Genomic DNA, 17,052 nt, shown 5'->3' on the forward strand with positions numbered 1-17,052 from the left:
ATGGGAAGACGTGATGCGGACCGAAATATAAGTAGGGAAGCTGATGGACTTACTGCCAAGAAAAGCCGCTATTGTTTTTATTGTACCCGTACCGTAAACCGACACAGGTGGATGAGGAGAGAATCCTAAGGCCGACGGGAGAAGCATTGTTAAGGAACTCGGCAAAATGACCCCGTAACTTCGGGAGAAGGGGTGCCTACGAAAGTAGGCCGCAGAGAATTGGCCCAAGCAACTGTTTAGCAAAAACACAGGTCTATGCAAAACCGCAAGGTGAAGTATATGGGCTGACGCCTGCCCGGTGCTGGAAGGTTAAGGGGAGAGCTTAGGAGTAATCCGAAGGTTTGAACTTAAGCCCCAGTAAACGGCGGCCGTAACTATAACGGTCCTAAGGTAGCGAAATTCCTTGTCGGGTAAGTTCCGACCCGCACGAAAGGCGTAATGATTTGGGCACTGTCTCGACAATGCACCCGGTGAAATTGAAATACCAGTGAAGATGCTGGTTACCTGCGCCAGGACGGAAAGACCCCATGGAGCTTTACTCTAGCTTGATACTGGGATTCGGTACTATCTGTACAGGATAGGTGGGAGACTAAGAAGTGATGACGCCAGTTGTCACGGAGTCGCTGTTGGGATACCACCCTTGTAGTATTGGATTTCTAACTTGTACCCGTGATCCGGGTAGAGGACAATGTCAGGTGGGGAGTTTGACTGGGGCGGTCGCCTCCGAAAGAGTATCGGAGGCGCTCAAAGGTCTTCTCAGAATGGTTGGAAACCATTCGAAGAGTGCAAAGGCAGAAGAAGGCTTGACTGTGACACCGACGGGTGGAGCAGGTACGAAAGTAGGACTTAGTGATCCGGTGGTATAAAGTGGGATTGCCATCGCTCAACGGATAAAAGCTACCCTGGGGATAACAGGCTTATCACTCCCAAGAGTTCACATCGACGGAGTGGTTTGGCACCTCGATGTCGGCTCATCGCATCCTGGGGCTGTAGTAGGTCCCAAGGGTTGGGCTGTTCGCCCATTAAAGCGGTACGCGAGCTGGGTTCAGAACGTCGTGAGACAGTTCGGTCCCTATCCGGCGTAGGCGGAGGATATTTGAGAGGAGCTGACCTTAGTACGAGAGGACCGGGTTGGACGAACCTCTGGTGTATCGGTTGTCATACCAATGGCATGGCCGAGTAGCCAAGTTTGGAAGGGATAAACGCTGAAGGCATCTAAGCGTGAAGCCCCCCTTAAGATAAGATATCCCATTCTTTTAGAAGTAAGACCCCTTGAAGACGACGAGGTAGATAGGTTAAAGGTGGAAGTGTGGTAACACATGTAGCTGATTAATACTAATAGGTCGAGGGCTTGACCAAAAATGAACGGATAAATAATTCATGTGTAGTTTTGAAGATATATAGTATCTTTGTTGGCCTAGTGGCTCAGTTGGTTAGAGCGCCGCCCTGTCACGGCGGAGGTCGAGGGTTCGAGTCCCTTCTGGGTCGTAATCTTTAGAAGTTAAAGATAATTAAATTAAGTATGTTAAACCAAGGGATCATAGCTCAGCTGGGAGAGCACCTGCCTTACAAGCAGGGGGTCACAGGTTCGAGCCCTGTTGGTCCCATATATGCCGACGTGGCTCAATTGGCAGAGCAGCTGACTTGTAATCAGCAGGTTATCGGTTCAAGTCCGATCGTCGGCTTATATTAGAAAACTAATATAAAAAATATGGATGGGTTCCCGAGTGGCCAAAGGGGGCAGACTGTAAATCTGTTAGCTGCGCTTTCGAAGGTTCGAATCCTTCTCCATCCATTAGTTATTATTATATTATAATAGCATTAATTAAATATTATCGCGGGGTGGAGCAGTCTGGAAGCTCGTCGGGCTCATAACCCGAAGGTCGTAGGTTCAAATCCTGCCCCCGCAATTAAGATTGGATATTATTCAATTTGCCCAGATAGCTCAGTCGGTAGAGCAGAGGACTGAAAATCCTCGTGTCACTGGTTCGATTCCGGTTCTGGGCATTTATTATGAAAATATTTGATTTTGGGATACTAGCTCAGTTGGTAGAGCACTAGACTTTTAATCTAGTTGTCCCGGGTTCGAACCCCGGGTGTCTCATTTTATATAGGACCGTAAGGTCTTTTTTTTATTATAAATTATTATATATTATTATATCAATAAAGCAAAATATTTAAACTTAAAAATAATAAAGATAATAATTTTAAGTTATGAACAAGTATTAAGATAATATAATAAAAGGAAGGCAGAAAAATGAATTTAGTAAGTGAATTTAGAAATATTATAAACAATAGTAATAATATAGTATTTTTTGGTGGTGCAGGAGTTAGCACAGAAAGTGGGATACCTGATTTTAGAAGTGAAAATGGAATATATAATGATGAATATAGTTATCCTCCAGAAACTATTTTAAGTCATAGTTTTTTTATTAGTAAGAAAAATGAGTTTTATAAATTTTATAAAAATAAAATGATATGCTTAGATGCAAAGCCAAATATAACTCATTATAAGTTAGTTGAACTTGAGAATAAAAATAAATTGAAAGCTATTATTACTCAAAATATTGATGGTTTGCATCAGATAGCAGGAAGTAAGAATGTATTAGAATTACACGGATCTGTACATAGAAACTATTGTACAAAGTGTAAGAAGAACTATAACGCACAGTATATTTTGGATTCTACAGATATACCAAGATGTAGCTGTGGTGGAGATATAAAACCTGATGTTGTTTTATATGAAGAAGGCCTTGATATGAACATCGTTGAAAAATCTATAGAGTTTATAAGTAATGCTGAGACACTAATAGTTGCAGGAACATCTTTAGCAGTATATCCTGCAGCAGGGTTAATACAGCATTATAAAGGAAAGCAGCTAATTTTAATAAATAAGTCAGCAACACCATATGATGATAGAGCAAATTTACTATTACGTTATAGTTTAGGTGAAATATTTTCAAGCATTTAATTGTAATAATTATTTGTATATATTTATTAAAGTTATAATTAAGATTATGAAGAAAGTTTGGTTAATAAATAGTTTAGTAAAAAAATATATCAACAAAATAATAAAATTAAATATATGAAACAAGAATTATATTAAATAAAGAAAAATGATAATCATAAAATTGTAAATAGAAAGTTTCTATTGCCAGTATTAGTGAGGGTGCAACACATCTCGCACCTCAGCACTTGAAAAAGGGCTAATATAATGGAAATAAAAATGAGGAATAGCTGTAATATTGCTATTCCTCATTTTTATTTAGAACCCACGAAAGCCTTTACCGATGATTTCGCTTGTATTTGAAATTAATATAAATGCACTAGGCTGGTTTTCACGTATAAATTGTCTCAGTTTTAATGCTTGGTGCCTATTCATAGCTGTTAGTATAATATATTTGTTTGAATGTGAATATGCACCTTCTGCTTTTAATATAGATGCGCTTCGGTTTAAATCACTTACAATAAATTCACAAATAACATGTGGATCATCGCATACTACATTAAAATATTTACAAAGGTTAATACTTTCGATTACACTATCAATTAATAATGATTTTATCATTAGTCCAGCTAATGAAAATAAACCAGTTTTAATATTAAATACAAATATAGTTGATACTGTTATAAGAAAATCTGTTATAAATAATGATTTACCAATATTTATATTTGTATATTTTTTAAGTAACATTGCTACTATATCAGTACCCCCGCTTGATGCTCCAATATTGAATAAAATTGCGGATCCAATGGCAGGAAGTGCAACAGCAAACATTAATTCAAGCACAGGTTCATCTGTTAGGGGGGCATTCATTGGACAAGCTCTTTCTAAAAATGATAGTCCAAAGGATAATAAAAGACTAGTGTATGCAGTTTTTACTCCAAATCCTTTTCCTAAAAATAAAAAGCCTATTAATAATAAGATTATGTTAATTATTAATACTATATCACTTGCAGAAGCGACTTTTGTTTTTGCCACTACAATTGCAATGCCTGTTACACCACCAAATGAAAAATTATTTGGAAATTTAAAAAAGTAAATTCCAATAACCATAATAAGAGTACTAATCGTTAAGTAACAAAATTGTTTAATGTTTTTTATATTCACAATTCATCTCCTGTATAATGTATTTTCAAATATATACCATAAGTATTTTACTACTCAATTTGTATATTAACAATAATAATTTTTATAAAAAATAAATTTACACAATTAATTCATAATATTATATATAATTGAAGTTAACATAATAATAATACAAAAATAGTTATAATGTTATTATATAATCTATTTATAATAATAACTACAATATCTAGTATTAACAGATAATTGAATTTTAGTATAATACAATGTTAATTATAGATTTATTATACAAGTTAATTTATAAAATTATCTCCTTAATTCTAAATATATTTATATTAATATATTTCATATAGAGTAGAGCTTTTTATTTTTATAATGTTATATTTAGTTTAATATATGATACTGGAAAATATTTTTATAAATATGATTAAATAAATATATATATTGTGAGAATGAATAATTAAATTAGTATTAGAAAACTATATAGAATATAACAAATTAAGTAAATGGAAGTGCTAATATATTCTGTTATAGTATAATAGATCTATACCATATATACTGGTTAACCATGGATTACAAATTGATAAATTATAGAAAAAAGTGATTGACAAAACTACGTTAATTGAATATACTTTGAATATCAAAGTATTTGAAATACAAAGTATATGAAGTGCAAAATATGGCTTAAGTACAATTACAAAAAGTTGAATTAAATAGGTTAAATAGAACAAAATGATAAAACAAAATTAATATAATTAGAAAATTAGAAATATAAATAAAAAAACTATAGAGTTAGTAGATGATTAGAATAAAGTTACTAATCAATTTACATGACAAACTATAAATAATAGTAGATGTTGGTGAGGAAAATGGCAGCTAAAATAATTGGAACCGGAAGTTATCTTCCTAAACAAATAATAACAAATAATAATCTTTCCACATTTGTAGATACTTCTGATGAATGGATTAGTACTAGGACAGGAATAAGAGAGAGAAGGATTGCAAAAGAAGAGACAACTTCATATTTAGCAACAAACGCAGCATTAAATGCTATTAATGATGCTGGAATTGATCCATTAGATATTGATCTAATAATTGTAGGTACAATGTCAGGCGATTATTATTTACCAAGTACAGCTTGTGAAGTACAGAACGAAATCAAAGCAATGAATGCACTATGCTTTGATATTAGTGCAGCTTGTACTGGATTTGTATGTGCATATAACACAGCAGAAGCATATATCAATGCGGGGCTTAGTAAGACCGCTTTAATAATTGGATCTGATACAATGTCTAAATTAATTGATTGGAAGGATAGAGCAACATGTGTTTTATTTGGTGATGGAGCTGGGGCGGCAATATTAAAGTTAAATAATGAAGCTTCACCTAGTTATTCAGTTATGGGTTCGGATGGATCAAAAAAGGATATGTTGATTTGTAAAACCAGATCACATAATAATTTACAGCAAGACATTGAGGAAAAACCTGATTATATTAAGATGAATGGCGGAGAAGTATTTAAATTTGCTGTAAAAAAGGTACCTGAAAGTATTGAGCAATTATTAGAAAAATCGAATGTAGCATTAGATGAAATTAAATATTTCATATTGCATCAAGCAAACAGTAGAATTCTTCAGGCAATAGCTAAGAAATTGAATGTGGAAGAGAGTAAGTTTCCAATGAACTTAGATAAATACGGGAATACATCCGCAGCAAGCATTCCAATTCTATTAGATGAATTAAATAAAGAGGGTAAATTACAACACGGAGATAAAATCATTTTATCCGGTTTTGGTGGTGGTTTATCATGGGGAAGTATTCTGTTGGAATGGTAAGTTAAATTTTTTACCCTAACATAAGTGATTCATGTTTAGTAAGTATCACACGGGTTAAAATATATTATTGATATTAATTATTAGGAGGAAATAACATGAGTTTAGAAAAATTAAAGAAAATAGTAGCAGAACAATTAAATGTAGAGGAAAGTGAAATTAAAGAGGAGTCTAATTTCAAAGAGGATTTAGGAGCAGATTCATTAGATTTATTCGAGCTAGCTATGGCAATGGAAGAAGAATTTGAAATTGAAATACCAAGTGAAGATCTTGAATCAATTAAAACAGTAGCTGACGCTGTAAGTTATATTGATGCTAAACTACAATAATTCAAGAAAATAACTTAAACCAATTATTAATTGTTTAATAGTAGAAACTGTTGCAGGTGTGTTATACACACCTGCAACAGTGTATTTGATAAGTAGAGAATAATATAAAATAGAACATATTATAAAATAAAAATTACTTAATAATGAAATATCAGTAGAATGGAGAAATCTATGTTTAAGACAGCATTTATTTTCCCAGGTCAGGGATCACAATATATTGGAATGGCAAGAGATTTCTATGAGAAATTGCCAGAATGTAAAGAAATATTTGATATAGCATCTAGGGAATTAAATCTAGATATGCAAAAATTATGTTTTGAAGAAAATGAATTATTAAATAAAACGGAATATACGCAGGCAGCAATGTTAACTTCTTGTGTGAGTATATTAATGGCAGTGCTTAAAAGTGATGTTAAACCAGATATTGTAGCTGGTTTAAGTTTAGGCGAATATAGTGCATTAGTAGCAAATGGAGTATTTACTTTTTCCGAAGCAGTTAAATTAGTAAGAAAAAGAGGAATCTATATGGAACATGAGGTTCCTAATGGAATAGGTAGTATGTCAGCCATATTAGGAATGGATAAAGAAAAAGTAGAAGAAATATGTCAAAAGGTATCAAAAGAATTAAATAAAGTAGTTGAACCAGCAAACTTTAATTGTCCTGGACAGATTGTTATCTCGGGTGATAAAGTAGCTGTTTTAAAAGCAAATGAAAAATTAAAAGAAGCTGGTGCTAAAAGAGCTATTGAATTAAATGTAAGTGGTCCTTTTCATTCTTCTCTTCTAAAAGGAGCAGGAGAAAAATTGGCTATGGAATTAGAAAAAATAGAGTTACATGATATGAATATTCCATACTTAAGTAATGTAACAGGAAAAATTGTGTCTGATAAAGAGAATATAAAAAAATTATTAGAAGAACAAGTATATAAGAGTGTACGTTGGCAAGAGTGTGTTGAAAACATGATTAATGATGGTGTTGAAAGATTTATTGAGATTGGGCCAGGAAAAACTTTAAGTGGTTTTATTAAAAAGATTGATAAAACAAAAGAAGTAATTAATATTGAAAAATTAGAAGATCTAGAAAAACTAACGAATGTATCAATTAAAAAAAACTAACAAATGTATTAATTTAAAGAAATCTAAAAAAGATTTATTAAAATAAGATGAACTCTAAACTAAATAACTTCAATCATAAGAGCATTTTAAAATCTAAAAGAATTTAAAATAGAAATTTATAAAGTATATACAGAAAATTATAAAATCAATTGTAAAAATAAATTATTAAAACAAATTGTAAAACAAATAGGCAGGGATGGTGAACGTTATGTTAGAGAATAAAATAGCAATTGTAACTGGGGCGAGTCGTGGTATAGGGCGTGAAATAGCAATTCAATTATCTAAAGAAGGTGCTTATGTAGTTATTAACTACAGTGGTAATGAGGCAGCAGCAAAGGATGTATTAAGTATAATTGAAGCAGCTGGCGGAAAAGGTGAGATATATCAATGTGATGTTAGCAGTACTGATGCAGTAAAAGTATTTATGGATGATATTGTAAACAGACATAAGACTATTGATATTATTGTAAATAATGCAGGTATTACAAAAGATAATTTAATTCTTAAAATGTCTGAAGATGAATTTGATATTGTATTGAATACTAATCTTAAAGGGGCATTTAATACTGTAAAGGCTGCTGTTAAGTATATGCTAAAACAAAGAAGCGGAAAAATAATTAATATTACATCTGTTTCTGGAATCACAGGTAATCCAGGTCAGGTAAATTATAGTTCAGCTAAAGCAGGGTTAATTGGGATGACAAAAACTCTAGCAAAGGAATTGGCATCAAGAGGAATTAATGTGAATGCGGTGGCGCCTGGATTTATCAAAACTGATATGACAGGTAAGCTTTCTGATGAGTTAATTAAAAAGGTGGAAGAGACAATACCATTAAGAAAACTTGGTGATCCAAAAGATATTGCTGAAATGGTAACTTTCCTAGCATCAAGTAAGGCAGATTATATTACAGGTCAAGTAATACAGGTAGACGGTGGAATTGCAATGTAATACACAGTATAAAAAATAACGTTCGGCAATATAAACAGATTAATTATTAAGTAATGGGAGATTGGGTAATTGTGAGAATTCAATGTTCATAGAACTTAATTATTAATAACATTTGACTTTAACAAAGAATAATTATTATTAACGTATTAATTATTAGAAAGTAGGGAATTTCATGAATAAGAGAGTTGTAATTACTGGAATGGGAGCTGTAACACCAGTTGGAAATACAGTAGATGAATTTTGGGACAATATTAAGAAGGGTACTGTAGGAATCAATCCAATAACTAAATTTGATACTGTAAATCATAAGGTAAAATTAGCAGCAGAATTGAAGGATTTTGATGCTACTAAATATATGGATAGAAAAGAAGCAAGAAGAATGGATCCAAATTCTCAATATGCAATTGCAGCAGCAAAAGAAGCAATGGAATCTTCAGGTATTGAACTTGAATCTGTTAATAGAGATCGTTTTGGTTGTATGATTGGTTCTGGTATTGGTGGTCTTGGAACAATTGAACAAGAACAAACAAAATTATTACAAAAAGGACCACAAAGAGTGTCACCGCTTATGATTCCTATGGTTATTGGTAATATGGCAGCAGGTAATGTTGCAATGCAATTTGGATTAAAAGGTAAGTGTATGAGTATTGTTACTGCATGTGCAACAGCTAATAATTCCATTGGTGAGGCTTATCGATCTATTAAATATGGTGAATCAGATATTATGCTAGCTGGAGGATGTGAAGCATCTATTACACCTCTTGGTATCGCTGGATTTACTTCATTAACAGCATTAAATGAATCAGATGATCGTTTACGTGCATCTATTCCTTTTGATAAAGAACGTTCTGGTTTTGTAATGGGAGAAGGGGCTGGTGTATTAGTGCTTGAAGAATTAGAACATGCGAAATCAAGAGGAGCTAACATTCTAGCAGAAATAGTTGGATACGGAGCAACTTGTGATGCATACCATATTACTTCACCAGACCCAGAGGGTAGTGGAGCATCAAAAGCAATGGTACTTGCAATGGGGGAAGCTGGAATTAAGGAAGAAGACATACAGTATGTAAATGCACATGGAACAAGCACTCCATATAATGACTTGTTTGAAACAAAAGCAATAAAAAAGGCATTTCCTGTAACAGCAAGTAAATTAGCAATAAACTCTACTAAATCTATGATAGGACATTTACTTGGTGCAGCAGGGGCAGTTGAATTAATAACATGTGTAAAATCAATTGAGGATAGTTATGTACATCAAACAGTAGGTTTGATTGAAAGTGATCCAGAATGTGACTTAGATTATATAAAAGGCGAAGGAAGAAATCTGAGTATTAATTATGCCATGTCTAATTCCCTTGGTTTTGGTGGTCATAATGCATCTTTAATTATTAAAAAATACCAATAAAGAGATCTATAGCTATAGATTTTTGAAAGGATAGGTATAGGAAATGGATATTCAAAATATTATAACGCTTATTCAAGCGGTATCAGATGCTAATATTACTAATTTCGATATGGAAGAAGGTAGTTTTAAGCTATCTTTAAACAAGGTGAATAACAAGATTCAGGTAGTTGAAAACAATCAAGTGATGCCAAATCTACAAACTACTTATATGCCAGAAACGCAACATATTATTGAATCTATAAATAAAAATGAAGAAGACATTAGTACTAATATAGAAACTAAAAAAGACACTAAAGTAGATGATAATATCGTTGAAATAAAATCACCTATTGTAGGAACATTCTATAGTTCATCAAGTCCAGATGCTGCTGATTTTGTAAAGCCTGGAGATACTGTTCGTAAAGGTGAGACTATATGTATTATTGAAGCAATGAAGTTATTAAATAATATTGAGAGTGATTACGAAGGTACGATTATCGAAGTACTTGCTAAAAATGAGCAAATGGTTGAATATAACCAACCACTTTTCCGTATTAAATTAGCTTAATAAAGTGTTAAATAACAATTCAAAAGTTGAAACGTTGGGAAAGGATAAAAATATGCTAGGTATCAAAGAAATACAAGAAATTATACCACATCGATATCCGATGTTATTAATTGATAGAGTTACTGAATTAGTGGAGGGTGTTGAAGCAACTGCATATAAGGCAGTCAGTTACAACGAGCCATTTTTTATAGGACATTATCCAGAGGCACCAGTAATGCCAGGTGTATTAATTATTGAAGCGTTAGCTCAGACTGGAGCAGTCGCAATTCTTAGTAAAGAAGAAAATAAGGGAAAGCTAATCTTTTTTGGTGGAATCAATAAAGCAAAGTTTCGCGATCAAGTAACGCCAGGATGTTTATTAAAACTAGTAACTAAAATGGTAAAACAAAAAGGACCTTTAGGTATTGGAGAAGCAAAGGCTTACGTGGATGATAAATTAGTTGCAGAAGCTGAACTTACATTTTTTATTAAATAATTAGGAGGCTTACCATTGTTTAAAAAAATTCTAATAGCTAATCGTGGAGAAATTGCAGTAAGGATTATTAGAGCATGTCGTGAGATGGGTATTCTTACCGTTGCTATCTATTCAGAAGCAGATAAAGAAGCTCTACATACTCAATTAGCAGACGAAGCAGTATGCGTAGGAAGTGCACCATCAAAATCAAGTTATCTTAATATGGAAGCTATTATTAGCGCAGCAATTGGTACTAAAGCAGAAGCAATACATCCAGGGTTTGGATTCTTATCAGAGAACAGTAAATTTGCTGAAATGTGTGAGAGTTGTGGATTGGTATTTATCGGACCAAAATCAAGTATTATTGATAAAATGGGAAATAAATCAGAAGCAAGAAAAACCATGATGAATGCAAAGATTCCAGTTGTTCCTGGATCAAAAGACAAAGTAAATAGTATAGAAGAAGGCAAGGAACTTGCAAAGACAATAGGATATCCAATCATTGCAAAAGCTAGCGCTGGTGGCGGCGGTAAAGGAATGAGAATTATTCACGCGGAAGACGAATTTGAAATGAATTATACATCTGCAGTGAGAGAAGCAGAAAATGCGTTTTCAGATGGTAGTATGTATATAGAAAAATATATAGAAAGTCCAAGACATATTGAATTTCAAATTCTAGCGGATAGCTATGGAAATGTGCTTCATCTATATGAGAGAGATTGTTCAATTCAAAGAAAACATCAAAAGGTATTGGAGGAATCTCCATCTGTTGCTATCTCAGAAGATCTAAGAGAGAGAATGGGAAGCATGGCAGTTAAGGTTGCTAAGGCAATTGGATATAGTAGTGCGGGTACCGTAGAGTTCTTATTAGATAAGAGTGGAGAATTCTACTTCATGGAAATGAATACAAGAATTCAAGTAGAACATCCGGTTACAGAGATGGTCACTGGAATTGATTTAATAAAAGAAATGATTAAGATAGCTTCTGGAGAAAAGTTAGACATTAATCAAGAGGATATTAAACTAAGTGGCCACGCTATTGAATGTAGAATTAATGCTGAGGATCCTAAGAATAACTTTAGACCATCACCAGGTAAGATTCAAAATCTTCATATTCCAGGAGGAAACGGAATTCGAGTTGATACAGCAATGTATTTAGGATATGTTATTCCACCATACTATGATTCTATGGTGGCAAAACTTATCGTTAAAGGAAATAATAGAGAAGAAGCAATACAAAAAATGAGAAGTGCTTTGGGTGAGTTTGTTGTAGAAGGAATTACTACCAATATTGATTTCCAATATGAAATCATTAATAACAGTAATTTTATTAAAGGAGATATTAGTACTCACTTTATTGAGAAAGAGTTTCATATGTAGACTTTATTATTGTATTTAATTAAGTATAAATAGGTCATTAATAATTGAAAGGCGTGGGCGCAAATTGAGTATGTTAAAAGAAATGTTTAAGAAAACCAAATATATTTCGCTAGATGGATATACGGATGAAAAAAGAAAGCCTACTGCTGAGGCTAAAAACAATTTGGTTTTAAAAAATAAAAATACAAATCAAAACAGAATACAATCATTAGAGGAAAACATAACAGAAGAAACAGATCGAAAACCTAGTGTACCTGATGGTATGTGGATGAGATGTGAATCCTGTGGAGATACATTATATACGAAAGATGTATTAGAGAACTATAATTGTTGCCCAAATTGCAATGCTCATTTTAGAATTGGAGCAGAAAAACGTATACAATTATTAATGGATGAAGGTAGTTTTAGTGAATGGGATAAAAATTTATCGACTAAAAATGTTCTAGATTTTCCTAATTATGAAGATAAAATAAGAAAGTTACAATTACAAACAGGGATGATTGACGCTGTTATTACAGGAGAAGGTAAAATTAAAGGAGAAAACTCAGTAATTGCAGTAATGGACCCTAACTTTATGATGGGTAGTATGGGGCAGGTTGTCGGTGAAAAGATTACAAGAGCAATTGAAAATGCCACATCTAAGAAATTACCAATCATTATATTCACAGCATCTGGTGGAGCGAGAATGCAAGAAGGTATAGTATCATTAATGCAGATGGCTAAGACGAGTGCTGCACTGAAAAGGCATAGTGATGAAGGCCTCCTTTATATTACCGTATTAACCGATCCTACTACTGGAGGTGTAACTGCTAGCTTTGCTACTTTAGGGGATGTAATATTAGCAGAAGCTGGAGCATTAATTGGGTTTGCAGGACCAAGAGTTATTGAACAAACAATTGGTCAGAAACTACCGGATGGATTCCAAAAGGCGGAGTTCTTATTGGAAAAAGGCTTTGTTGACCGTGTAGTAGATAGAAAAAATCTAAAGGAAGAATTGTATAGATTATTAAAATTCCATACAACTATGAAGTAGAATCAAGGTAGGAGGTGTATTATTCCTAATGTTAGAAAAAGAAGCAATTGTTAAAAAACTGGAAAAGCAGTTAGAAGAATTAAAAGATTTGTCCTCAAAAGAGGGAATAAACGTTAAACAAGAAATTATGTTATTAGAACAAAAAATAGATAAAATTAAAATGGAAATATGGAATAACCTAGAACCTTGGGATCGAGTACAAATAGCAAGAAGTGCGAATCGATTAACTGCATTAGATTATATTGAGTCTATCTTTGATGATTTTACAGAATTGCATGGAGATAGGTTATATGGAGATGATGGTGCTATCGTAGGAGGAATTGCTTTCTTAGATGGACGTCCCGTGACTATTATTGCTGAGCAGAAGGGACGAAATACGAAAGAGAATATTAGTCGTAATTTTGGTATGCCTAATCCAGAAGGTTATCGTAAAGCGTTAAGGCTTATGAAGCAAGCTGAAAAATTCCATAGGCCAATCATATGTTTTGTAGATACACCTGGTGCATATTGTGGATTGGGTGCTGAAGAAAGAGGCCAAGGAGAAGCAATTGCTAAGAATCTAATGGAAATGTCTGCGCTAAAAGTTCCTATCCTATCAATTGTAATAGGAGAAGGAGGAAGTGGTGGGGCGCTAGCTTTGGCAGTTGCCAATGAAGTATGGATGTTAGAAAATTCAATATACTCGATACTATCACCAGAAGGATTTGCAACTATTCTATGGAAAGATAGTAAAAAGGCAGAACAAGCATCTAAGGTAATGAAAATAACAGCAGAAGATTTACAACAACTAGGATTAATTGAAAAGGTAATTGCAGAGCCAAATGGCGGAGTGGAAAATGATAGAGAAGTTGTTATTAATGACTTAAAAGAGAAAATGATATCTTTTTTCCGTCAGACGGATCAGCTATCGGTAGAACAGATTACTAATTTAAGATATGAAAAGTTTAGAAAAGCATATAATTAAATATTAGAAACTGAAAGTTTGATTGATGATATATAGAATATGATCTGTCAAACTTTTTATTTTACCCATAATTCTTAGTATAGTGTTAATAAAAGCTAGGAATAACTTATAACTAGCATTATGTAGTAATTTTAAGTCGAAATGAATTGATTATAAAAGATAAATGTGTTTATAATGAAGTTATAGGAAATTGGATAATTGATGTAATTAGAGTACAGATAACTTTAATCAGATATAATAAGAAGAAAAAGGAAAGATAAAATTATGGAATCATTATACCATAGGCTAAAATCATATGCTAAGGAAGATTATTATCCAATGCATATGCCAGGGCATAAAAGAAATACAAATATCATGAGTATGATTAATCCTTATGAAATAGATATTACTGAAATAGATGGATTTGATAACCTTCATGATGCAAATGATGTTCTAAAGAAAGCAATGGAACGTGCTGCTCATCTATATCATTCAGAGCATACACACTTCTTAGTAAATGGAAGCACAGTAGGTATTCTTAGTGGAATAAGTGCAGTAGTTAATAGAGGAGATACTGTTATTGTAGCTAGAAATTGTCACAAAGCAGTATATCACGCAATTTATCTAAATGATCTTAAACCAGTTTATATTTATCCACAGATTGAACAGAATTATGATATAAATGGTGGAATTTCACCTGAAAAAGTAGAAGAAATGTTGATAAATAATCCAAATACAAAACTGGTTATCCTTACGTCACCTACCTATGAAGGGATTGTATCCAATGTAAAGAAAATAGCTAAGATATGCCATAGATTTCATGTACCATTAATGATTGATGAAGCACACGGTGCCCATTTTGGTTTTTCAAAGGATTTTCCAGTGACAAGTATAGAAAGCGGTGCGGATCTTGTAATTCATAGTGTTCATAAAACATTACCATCATTTACGCAGACTGCACTATTACATGTAAATGGTAAGTTTGTAGATAATGAACGAGTGAAAAAAATGTTATCTATTTATGAAAGCAGCAGTCCCTCTTATATACTCATGGCGAGTATTGATCTATGTATAGAGTTATTAGAGAATAGAGGAGAAGAATTATTTACACAGTATAAGAAAAATCTTGATACATTTAAAATGGGCTTAGAGTTAAAACATTTAACAATTCTAGATGAATCAGTGAAAAATCAAAGTGATGTTTATGCAATTGATGAATCGAAAATCGTGATTTCTACAAAAAATTCTAATATTACAGGAAAGATGTTATATGATAAACTGTTAAACAAATATAAGATACAGCTTGAAATGGCATCCATGAATTATGTTATAGCAATGACAAGCATCTGCGATTCAAAGGAAGGTTTTGAAAGATTAAGAAGTGCTCTTATTGAGATTGATTTTGAAATAGATGATAATTATCGGATTCAAGATAGAACATCAAATAGTAATAGCATAACTATAACTACTCAAAAATACACAATTTATGAAGCTAGCCATAAAGAATCAGAAGATATATTATTATCTAAAGCCAATGGGCGTATTTGTGGAGAATATGTGTATGTTTACCCACCTGGAATTCCACTCATTGTACCAGGTGAAGAAATAAGTAATGATTTTATAGAGAAACTGATAGAATACAAACAAAGTGGTTTGGATGTAAAAGGATTAAAAGGAGTAAATGAAGAGTTTATAATAGTACTTAGGGAAGAAAGGACAAAGTAATGTCGAAAATATTTGTCATAATGGGTAAAAGCGCATCTGGGAAAGATACAATATTTAAAAGATTAATTCAAGATAAGAAATTGGATCTTAAGATTGTTGTACCATACACAACAAGGCCAATACGAGAAGGTGAGATGGAAGGCGTTGAATATCATTTTGTGGATGATGCGAGACTATATGAATTAAAAAAACAAAATAAAGTAATTGAACATAGAGCATATGAAACAATTCATGGACTATGGAACTACTTTACGGTGGATGATGAGCAGATAGATCTTATTCATGAAAATTATCTTATGATAGGAACATTAGAATCATTTTTACAAATGAAAGAATATTATGGAGAAGATAAAGTAGTTCCAATATATATTGATTTAGAAGACGGAATACGATTAGAAAGAGCATTGGAAAGAGAAAAACTACAGAAAGAGCCTAAGTATATAGAGATGTGCAGAAGGTTCTTGGCAGATGATAAAGACTTTAGTAAAAAACGTTTAGATGAGGCAAAAGTGAATCAACATTTTTCAAATATATCAATGGAGCAGTGCTTACAAGATATAATTAATTATATAAATACTGTATTAAGAAATGATTAAAAGATTTAGTATATTAATTTTATATTTATTTATATTGGATATTTTTATGATAATATAAAATTATTTTTAATTTTAAATTTAAAAATATATATATTAATTTTATGATATGATATAATTAGTAAGTGAAAAAATATTGTATGAAATTAACATATTATAGATGTAACTACAAACAGCAATAAAGTCTCTTAAATAGGGGAGGAAAAGCATGGATATAAAAGTTAATCAAACACAGATGCTAAATCAGGTTGCACCAAAAGCTCCTGTCCCTGAAAGTGATGGAACTTTTAAATTTACATTAGTAAGTAATATTGAAGAAAATGAGCTACAAGCTAAATTAAAAGTGTTGATGGAAGAAATTACGATGCAAGGGAAGAAGATATCAAAACGTATGGATGTACGTGATATGAAAAGATATCGAGGCCTAATTAAAGATTTTATGAATGAAGTCGTAAATCGTTCTCATAAATTTAGCAGGGAAAATTTTTTAGATAGAAGAGGCCGTCATAGAGTATATGGTATTATTAAATTAATTGATGAGAATTTAGATGAGTTAGCCTCAGAACTTATTAAAGATGAAAAGGATCATCTGACAATCCTTAGTAAGATTGATGAAATTCGAGGAATGTTATTAGATATCTTTACCTGATAAAAGT

The 17,052-nt window shown here is 32.4% G+C and carries 13 protein-coding genes, 7 tRNA genes, 1 rRNA gene and 1 pseudogene (1 of these 22 only partly in view); 21 read left to right on the forward strand and 1 reads right to left on the reverse strand.

Features of this window, described 5'->3' with window-relative positions:
- The 9 genes from bsdtb5_RS00060 to bsdtb5_RS00100 all read left to right on the forward strand — a co-directional run.
- A 23S ribosomal RNA gene (locus tag bsdtb5_RS00060) occupies positions 1–1,359 on the forward strand (it extends 1,539 nt beyond the left edge of the window).
- Positions 1,360–1,414: 55 nt separating this feature from the next.
- Positions 1,415–1,488, forward strand: a tRNA-Asp gene (locus bsdtb5_RS00065).
- A 46-nt stretch (positions 1,489–1,534) separates the two neighbouring features.
- A tRNA-Val gene (locus bsdtb5_RS00070) sits at positions 1,535–1,607 on the forward strand.
- A gap of 5 nt (positions 1,608–1,612) precedes the next feature.
- A tRNA-Thr gene (locus bsdtb5_RS00075) sits at positions 1,613–1,685 on the forward strand.
- A 28-nt stretch (positions 1,686–1,713) separates the two neighbouring features.
- Positions 1,714–1,795, forward strand: a tRNA-Tyr gene (locus bsdtb5_RS00080).
- Positions 1,796–1,836: 41 nt separating this feature from the next.
- A tRNA-Met gene (locus bsdtb5_RS00085) sits at positions 1,837–1,910 on the forward strand.
- A 24-nt stretch (positions 1,911–1,934) separates the two neighbouring features.
- Positions 1,935–2,007, forward strand: a tRNA-Phe gene (locus bsdtb5_RS00090).
- Between the two features lie 24 nt (positions 2,008–2,031).
- Positions 2,032–2,104 (forward strand) — tRNA-Lys (locus tag bsdtb5_RS00095).
- 153 nt (positions 2,105–2,257) lie between these two features.
- Positions 2,258–2,971, forward strand: coding sequence for an NAD-dependent protein deacylase (locus tag bsdtb5_RS00100; RefSeq protein WP_271714027.1), 714 nt, complete (start codon positions 2,258–2,260; stop codon positions 2,969–2,971).
- A gap of 294 nt (positions 2,972–3,265) precedes the next feature.
- On the opposite strand, the gene bsdtb5_RS00105 is transcribed toward bsdtb5_RS00100, so the two are convergent.
- On the reverse strand, positions 3,266–4,111 hold the full coding sequence (locus tag bsdtb5_RS00105) for a YitT family protein (protein ID WP_271714028.1): 846 nt from the start codon (positions 4,109–4,111) through the stop codon (positions 3,266–3,268).
- Positions 4,112–4,956: 845 nt separating this feature from the next.
- On the opposite strand from bsdtb5_RS00105, the gene bsdtb5_RS00110 reads away from it, so the two are divergent.
- The 12 genes and pseudogenes from bsdtb5_RS00110 (at position 4,957) to bsdtb5_RS00170 (ending at position 17,045) form a co-directional block, all read left to right on the forward strand.
- Complete coding sequence (locus bsdtb5_RS00110) at positions 4,957–5,922, forward strand: beta-ketoacyl-ACP synthase III (RefSeq protein WP_271714029.1); 966 nt, start codon at positions 4,957–4,959, stop codon at positions 5,920–5,922.
- Positions 5,923–6,017: 95 nt separating this feature from the next.
- Complete coding sequence (locus bsdtb5_RS00115) at positions 6,018–6,248, forward strand: acyl carrier protein (protein WP_271714030.1); 231 nt, start codon at positions 6,018–6,020, stop codon at positions 6,246–6,248.
- A gap of 171 nt (positions 6,249–6,419) precedes the next feature.
- Positions 6,420–7,364, forward strand: a complete 945-nt coding sequence (fabD, locus tag bsdtb5_RS00120) for an ACP S-malonyltransferase (protein WP_271714031.1) — start codon at positions 6,420–6,422, stop codon at positions 7,362–7,364.
- A 208-nt stretch (positions 7,365–7,572) separates the two neighbouring features.
- Complete coding sequence (gene fabG, locus bsdtb5_RS00125; protein WP_271714032.1) at positions 7,573–8,313, forward strand: 3-oxoacyl-[acyl-carrier-protein] reductase; 741 nt, start codon at positions 7,573–7,575, stop codon at positions 8,311–8,313.
- Between the two features lie 172 nt (positions 8,314–8,485).
- Positions 8,486–9,721, forward strand: a complete 1,236-nt coding sequence (gene fabF / locus bsdtb5_RS00130; RefSeq protein WP_271714033.1) for a beta-ketoacyl-ACP synthase II — start codon at positions 8,486–8,488, stop codon at positions 9,719–9,721.
- A 43-nt stretch (positions 9,722–9,764) separates the two neighbouring features.
- Positions 9,765–10,268, forward strand: a complete 504-nt coding sequence (gene accB / locus bsdtb5_RS00135) for an acetyl-CoA carboxylase biotin carboxyl carrier protein (RefSeq protein ID WP_271714034.1) — start codon at positions 9,765–9,767, stop codon at positions 10,266–10,268.
- A gap of 52 nt (positions 10,269–10,320) precedes the next feature.
- A complete protein-coding gene (gene fabZ, locus bsdtb5_RS00140; protein WP_271714035.1) occupies positions 10,321–10,743 on the forward strand; it encodes a 3-hydroxyacyl-ACP dehydratase FabZ in 423 nt (140 codons plus the stop codon).
- A 15-nt stretch (positions 10,744–10,758) separates the two neighbouring features.
- A complete protein-coding gene (locus bsdtb5_RS00145) occupies positions 10,759–12,102 on the forward strand; it encodes an acetyl-CoA carboxylase biotin carboxylase subunit (protein ID WP_271714036.1) in 1,344 nt (447 codons plus the stop codon).
- 70 nt (positions 12,103–12,172) lie between these two features.
- Positions 12,173–14,099, forward strand: a pseudogene (locus bsdtb5_RS21905) (acetyl-CoA carboxylase carboxyltransferase subunit alpha).
- Between the two features lie 264 nt (positions 14,100–14,363).
- Positions 14,364–15,803, forward strand: a complete 1,440-nt coding sequence (locus tag bsdtb5_RS00160; protein ID WP_271714039.1) for an aminotransferase class I/II-fold pyridoxal phosphate-dependent enzyme — start codon at positions 14,364–14,366, stop codon at positions 15,801–15,803.
- Positions 15,803–16,399, forward strand: a complete 597-nt coding sequence (locus tag bsdtb5_RS00165) for a nucleoside/nucleotide kinase family protein (protein ID WP_271714040.1) — start codon at positions 15,803–15,805, stop codon at positions 16,397–16,399. The genes bsdtb5_RS00160 and bsdtb5_RS00165 overlap by 1 nt, the downstream gene beginning before the upstream one ends.
- Before the next feature lie 205 nt (positions 16,400–16,604).
- On the forward strand, positions 16,605–17,045 hold the full coding sequence (locus tag bsdtb5_RS00170) for a YaaR family protein (RefSeq protein WP_271714041.1): 441 nt from the start codon (positions 16,605–16,607) through the stop codon (positions 17,043–17,045).
- Positions 17,046–17,052 lie beyond the last annotated feature (7 nt).

The sequence above is a fragment of the Anaeromicropila herbilytica genome (assembly GCF_016591975.1).
GTDB classification, from domain to species: Bacteria; Bacillota; Clostridia; order Lachnospirales; family Lachnospiraceae; genus Anaeromicropila; species Anaeromicropila herbilytica.

Excerpts from the sequence above, each read along its gene's own strand:
- bsdtb5_RS00100 (WP_271714027.1), top strand. The coding sequence starts at position 2,258 with ATGAATTTAGTAAGTGAATTTAGAAATATTATAAACAATAGTAATAAT.
- bsdtb5_RS00110 (WP_271714029.1), top strand. The coding sequence starts at position 4,957 with ATGGCAGCTAAAATAATTGGAACCGGAAGTTATCTTCCTAAACAAATA.
- fabF (WP_271714033.1), top strand. The coding sequence starts at position 8,486 with ATGAATAAGAGAGTTGTAATTACTGGAATGGGAGCTGTAACACCAGTT.
- bsdtb5_RS00165 (WP_271714040.1), top strand. The coding sequence starts at position 15,803 with ATGTCGAAAATATTTGTCATAATGGGTAAAAGCGCATCTGGGAAAGAT.
- bsdtb5_RS00170 (WP_271714041.1), top strand. The coding sequence starts at position 16,605 with ATGGATATAAAAGTTAATCAAACACAGATGCTAAATCAGGTTGCACCA.
- fabD (WP_271714031.1), top strand. The coding sequence starts at position 6,420 with ATGTTTAAGACAGCATTTATTTTCCCAGGTCAGGGATCACAATATATT.
- fabZ (WP_271714035.1), top strand. The coding sequence starts at position 10,321 with ATGCTAGGTATCAAAGAAATACAAGAAATTATACCACATCGATATCCG.
- bsdtb5_RS00115 (WP_271714030.1), top strand. The coding sequence starts at position 6,018 with ATGAGTTTAGAAAAATTAAAGAAAATAGTAGCAGAACAATTAAATGTA.
- fabG (WP_271714032.1), top strand. The coding sequence starts at position 7,573 with ATGTTAGAGAATAAAATAGCAATTGTAACTGGGGCGAGTCGTGGTATA.
- accB (WP_271714034.1), top strand. The coding sequence starts at position 9,765 with ATGGATATTCAAAATATTATAACGCTTATTCAAGCGGTATCAGATGCT.
- bsdtb5_RS00160 (WP_271714039.1), top strand. The coding sequence starts at position 14,364 with ATGGAATCATTATACCATAGGCTAAAATCATATGCTAAGGAAGATTAT.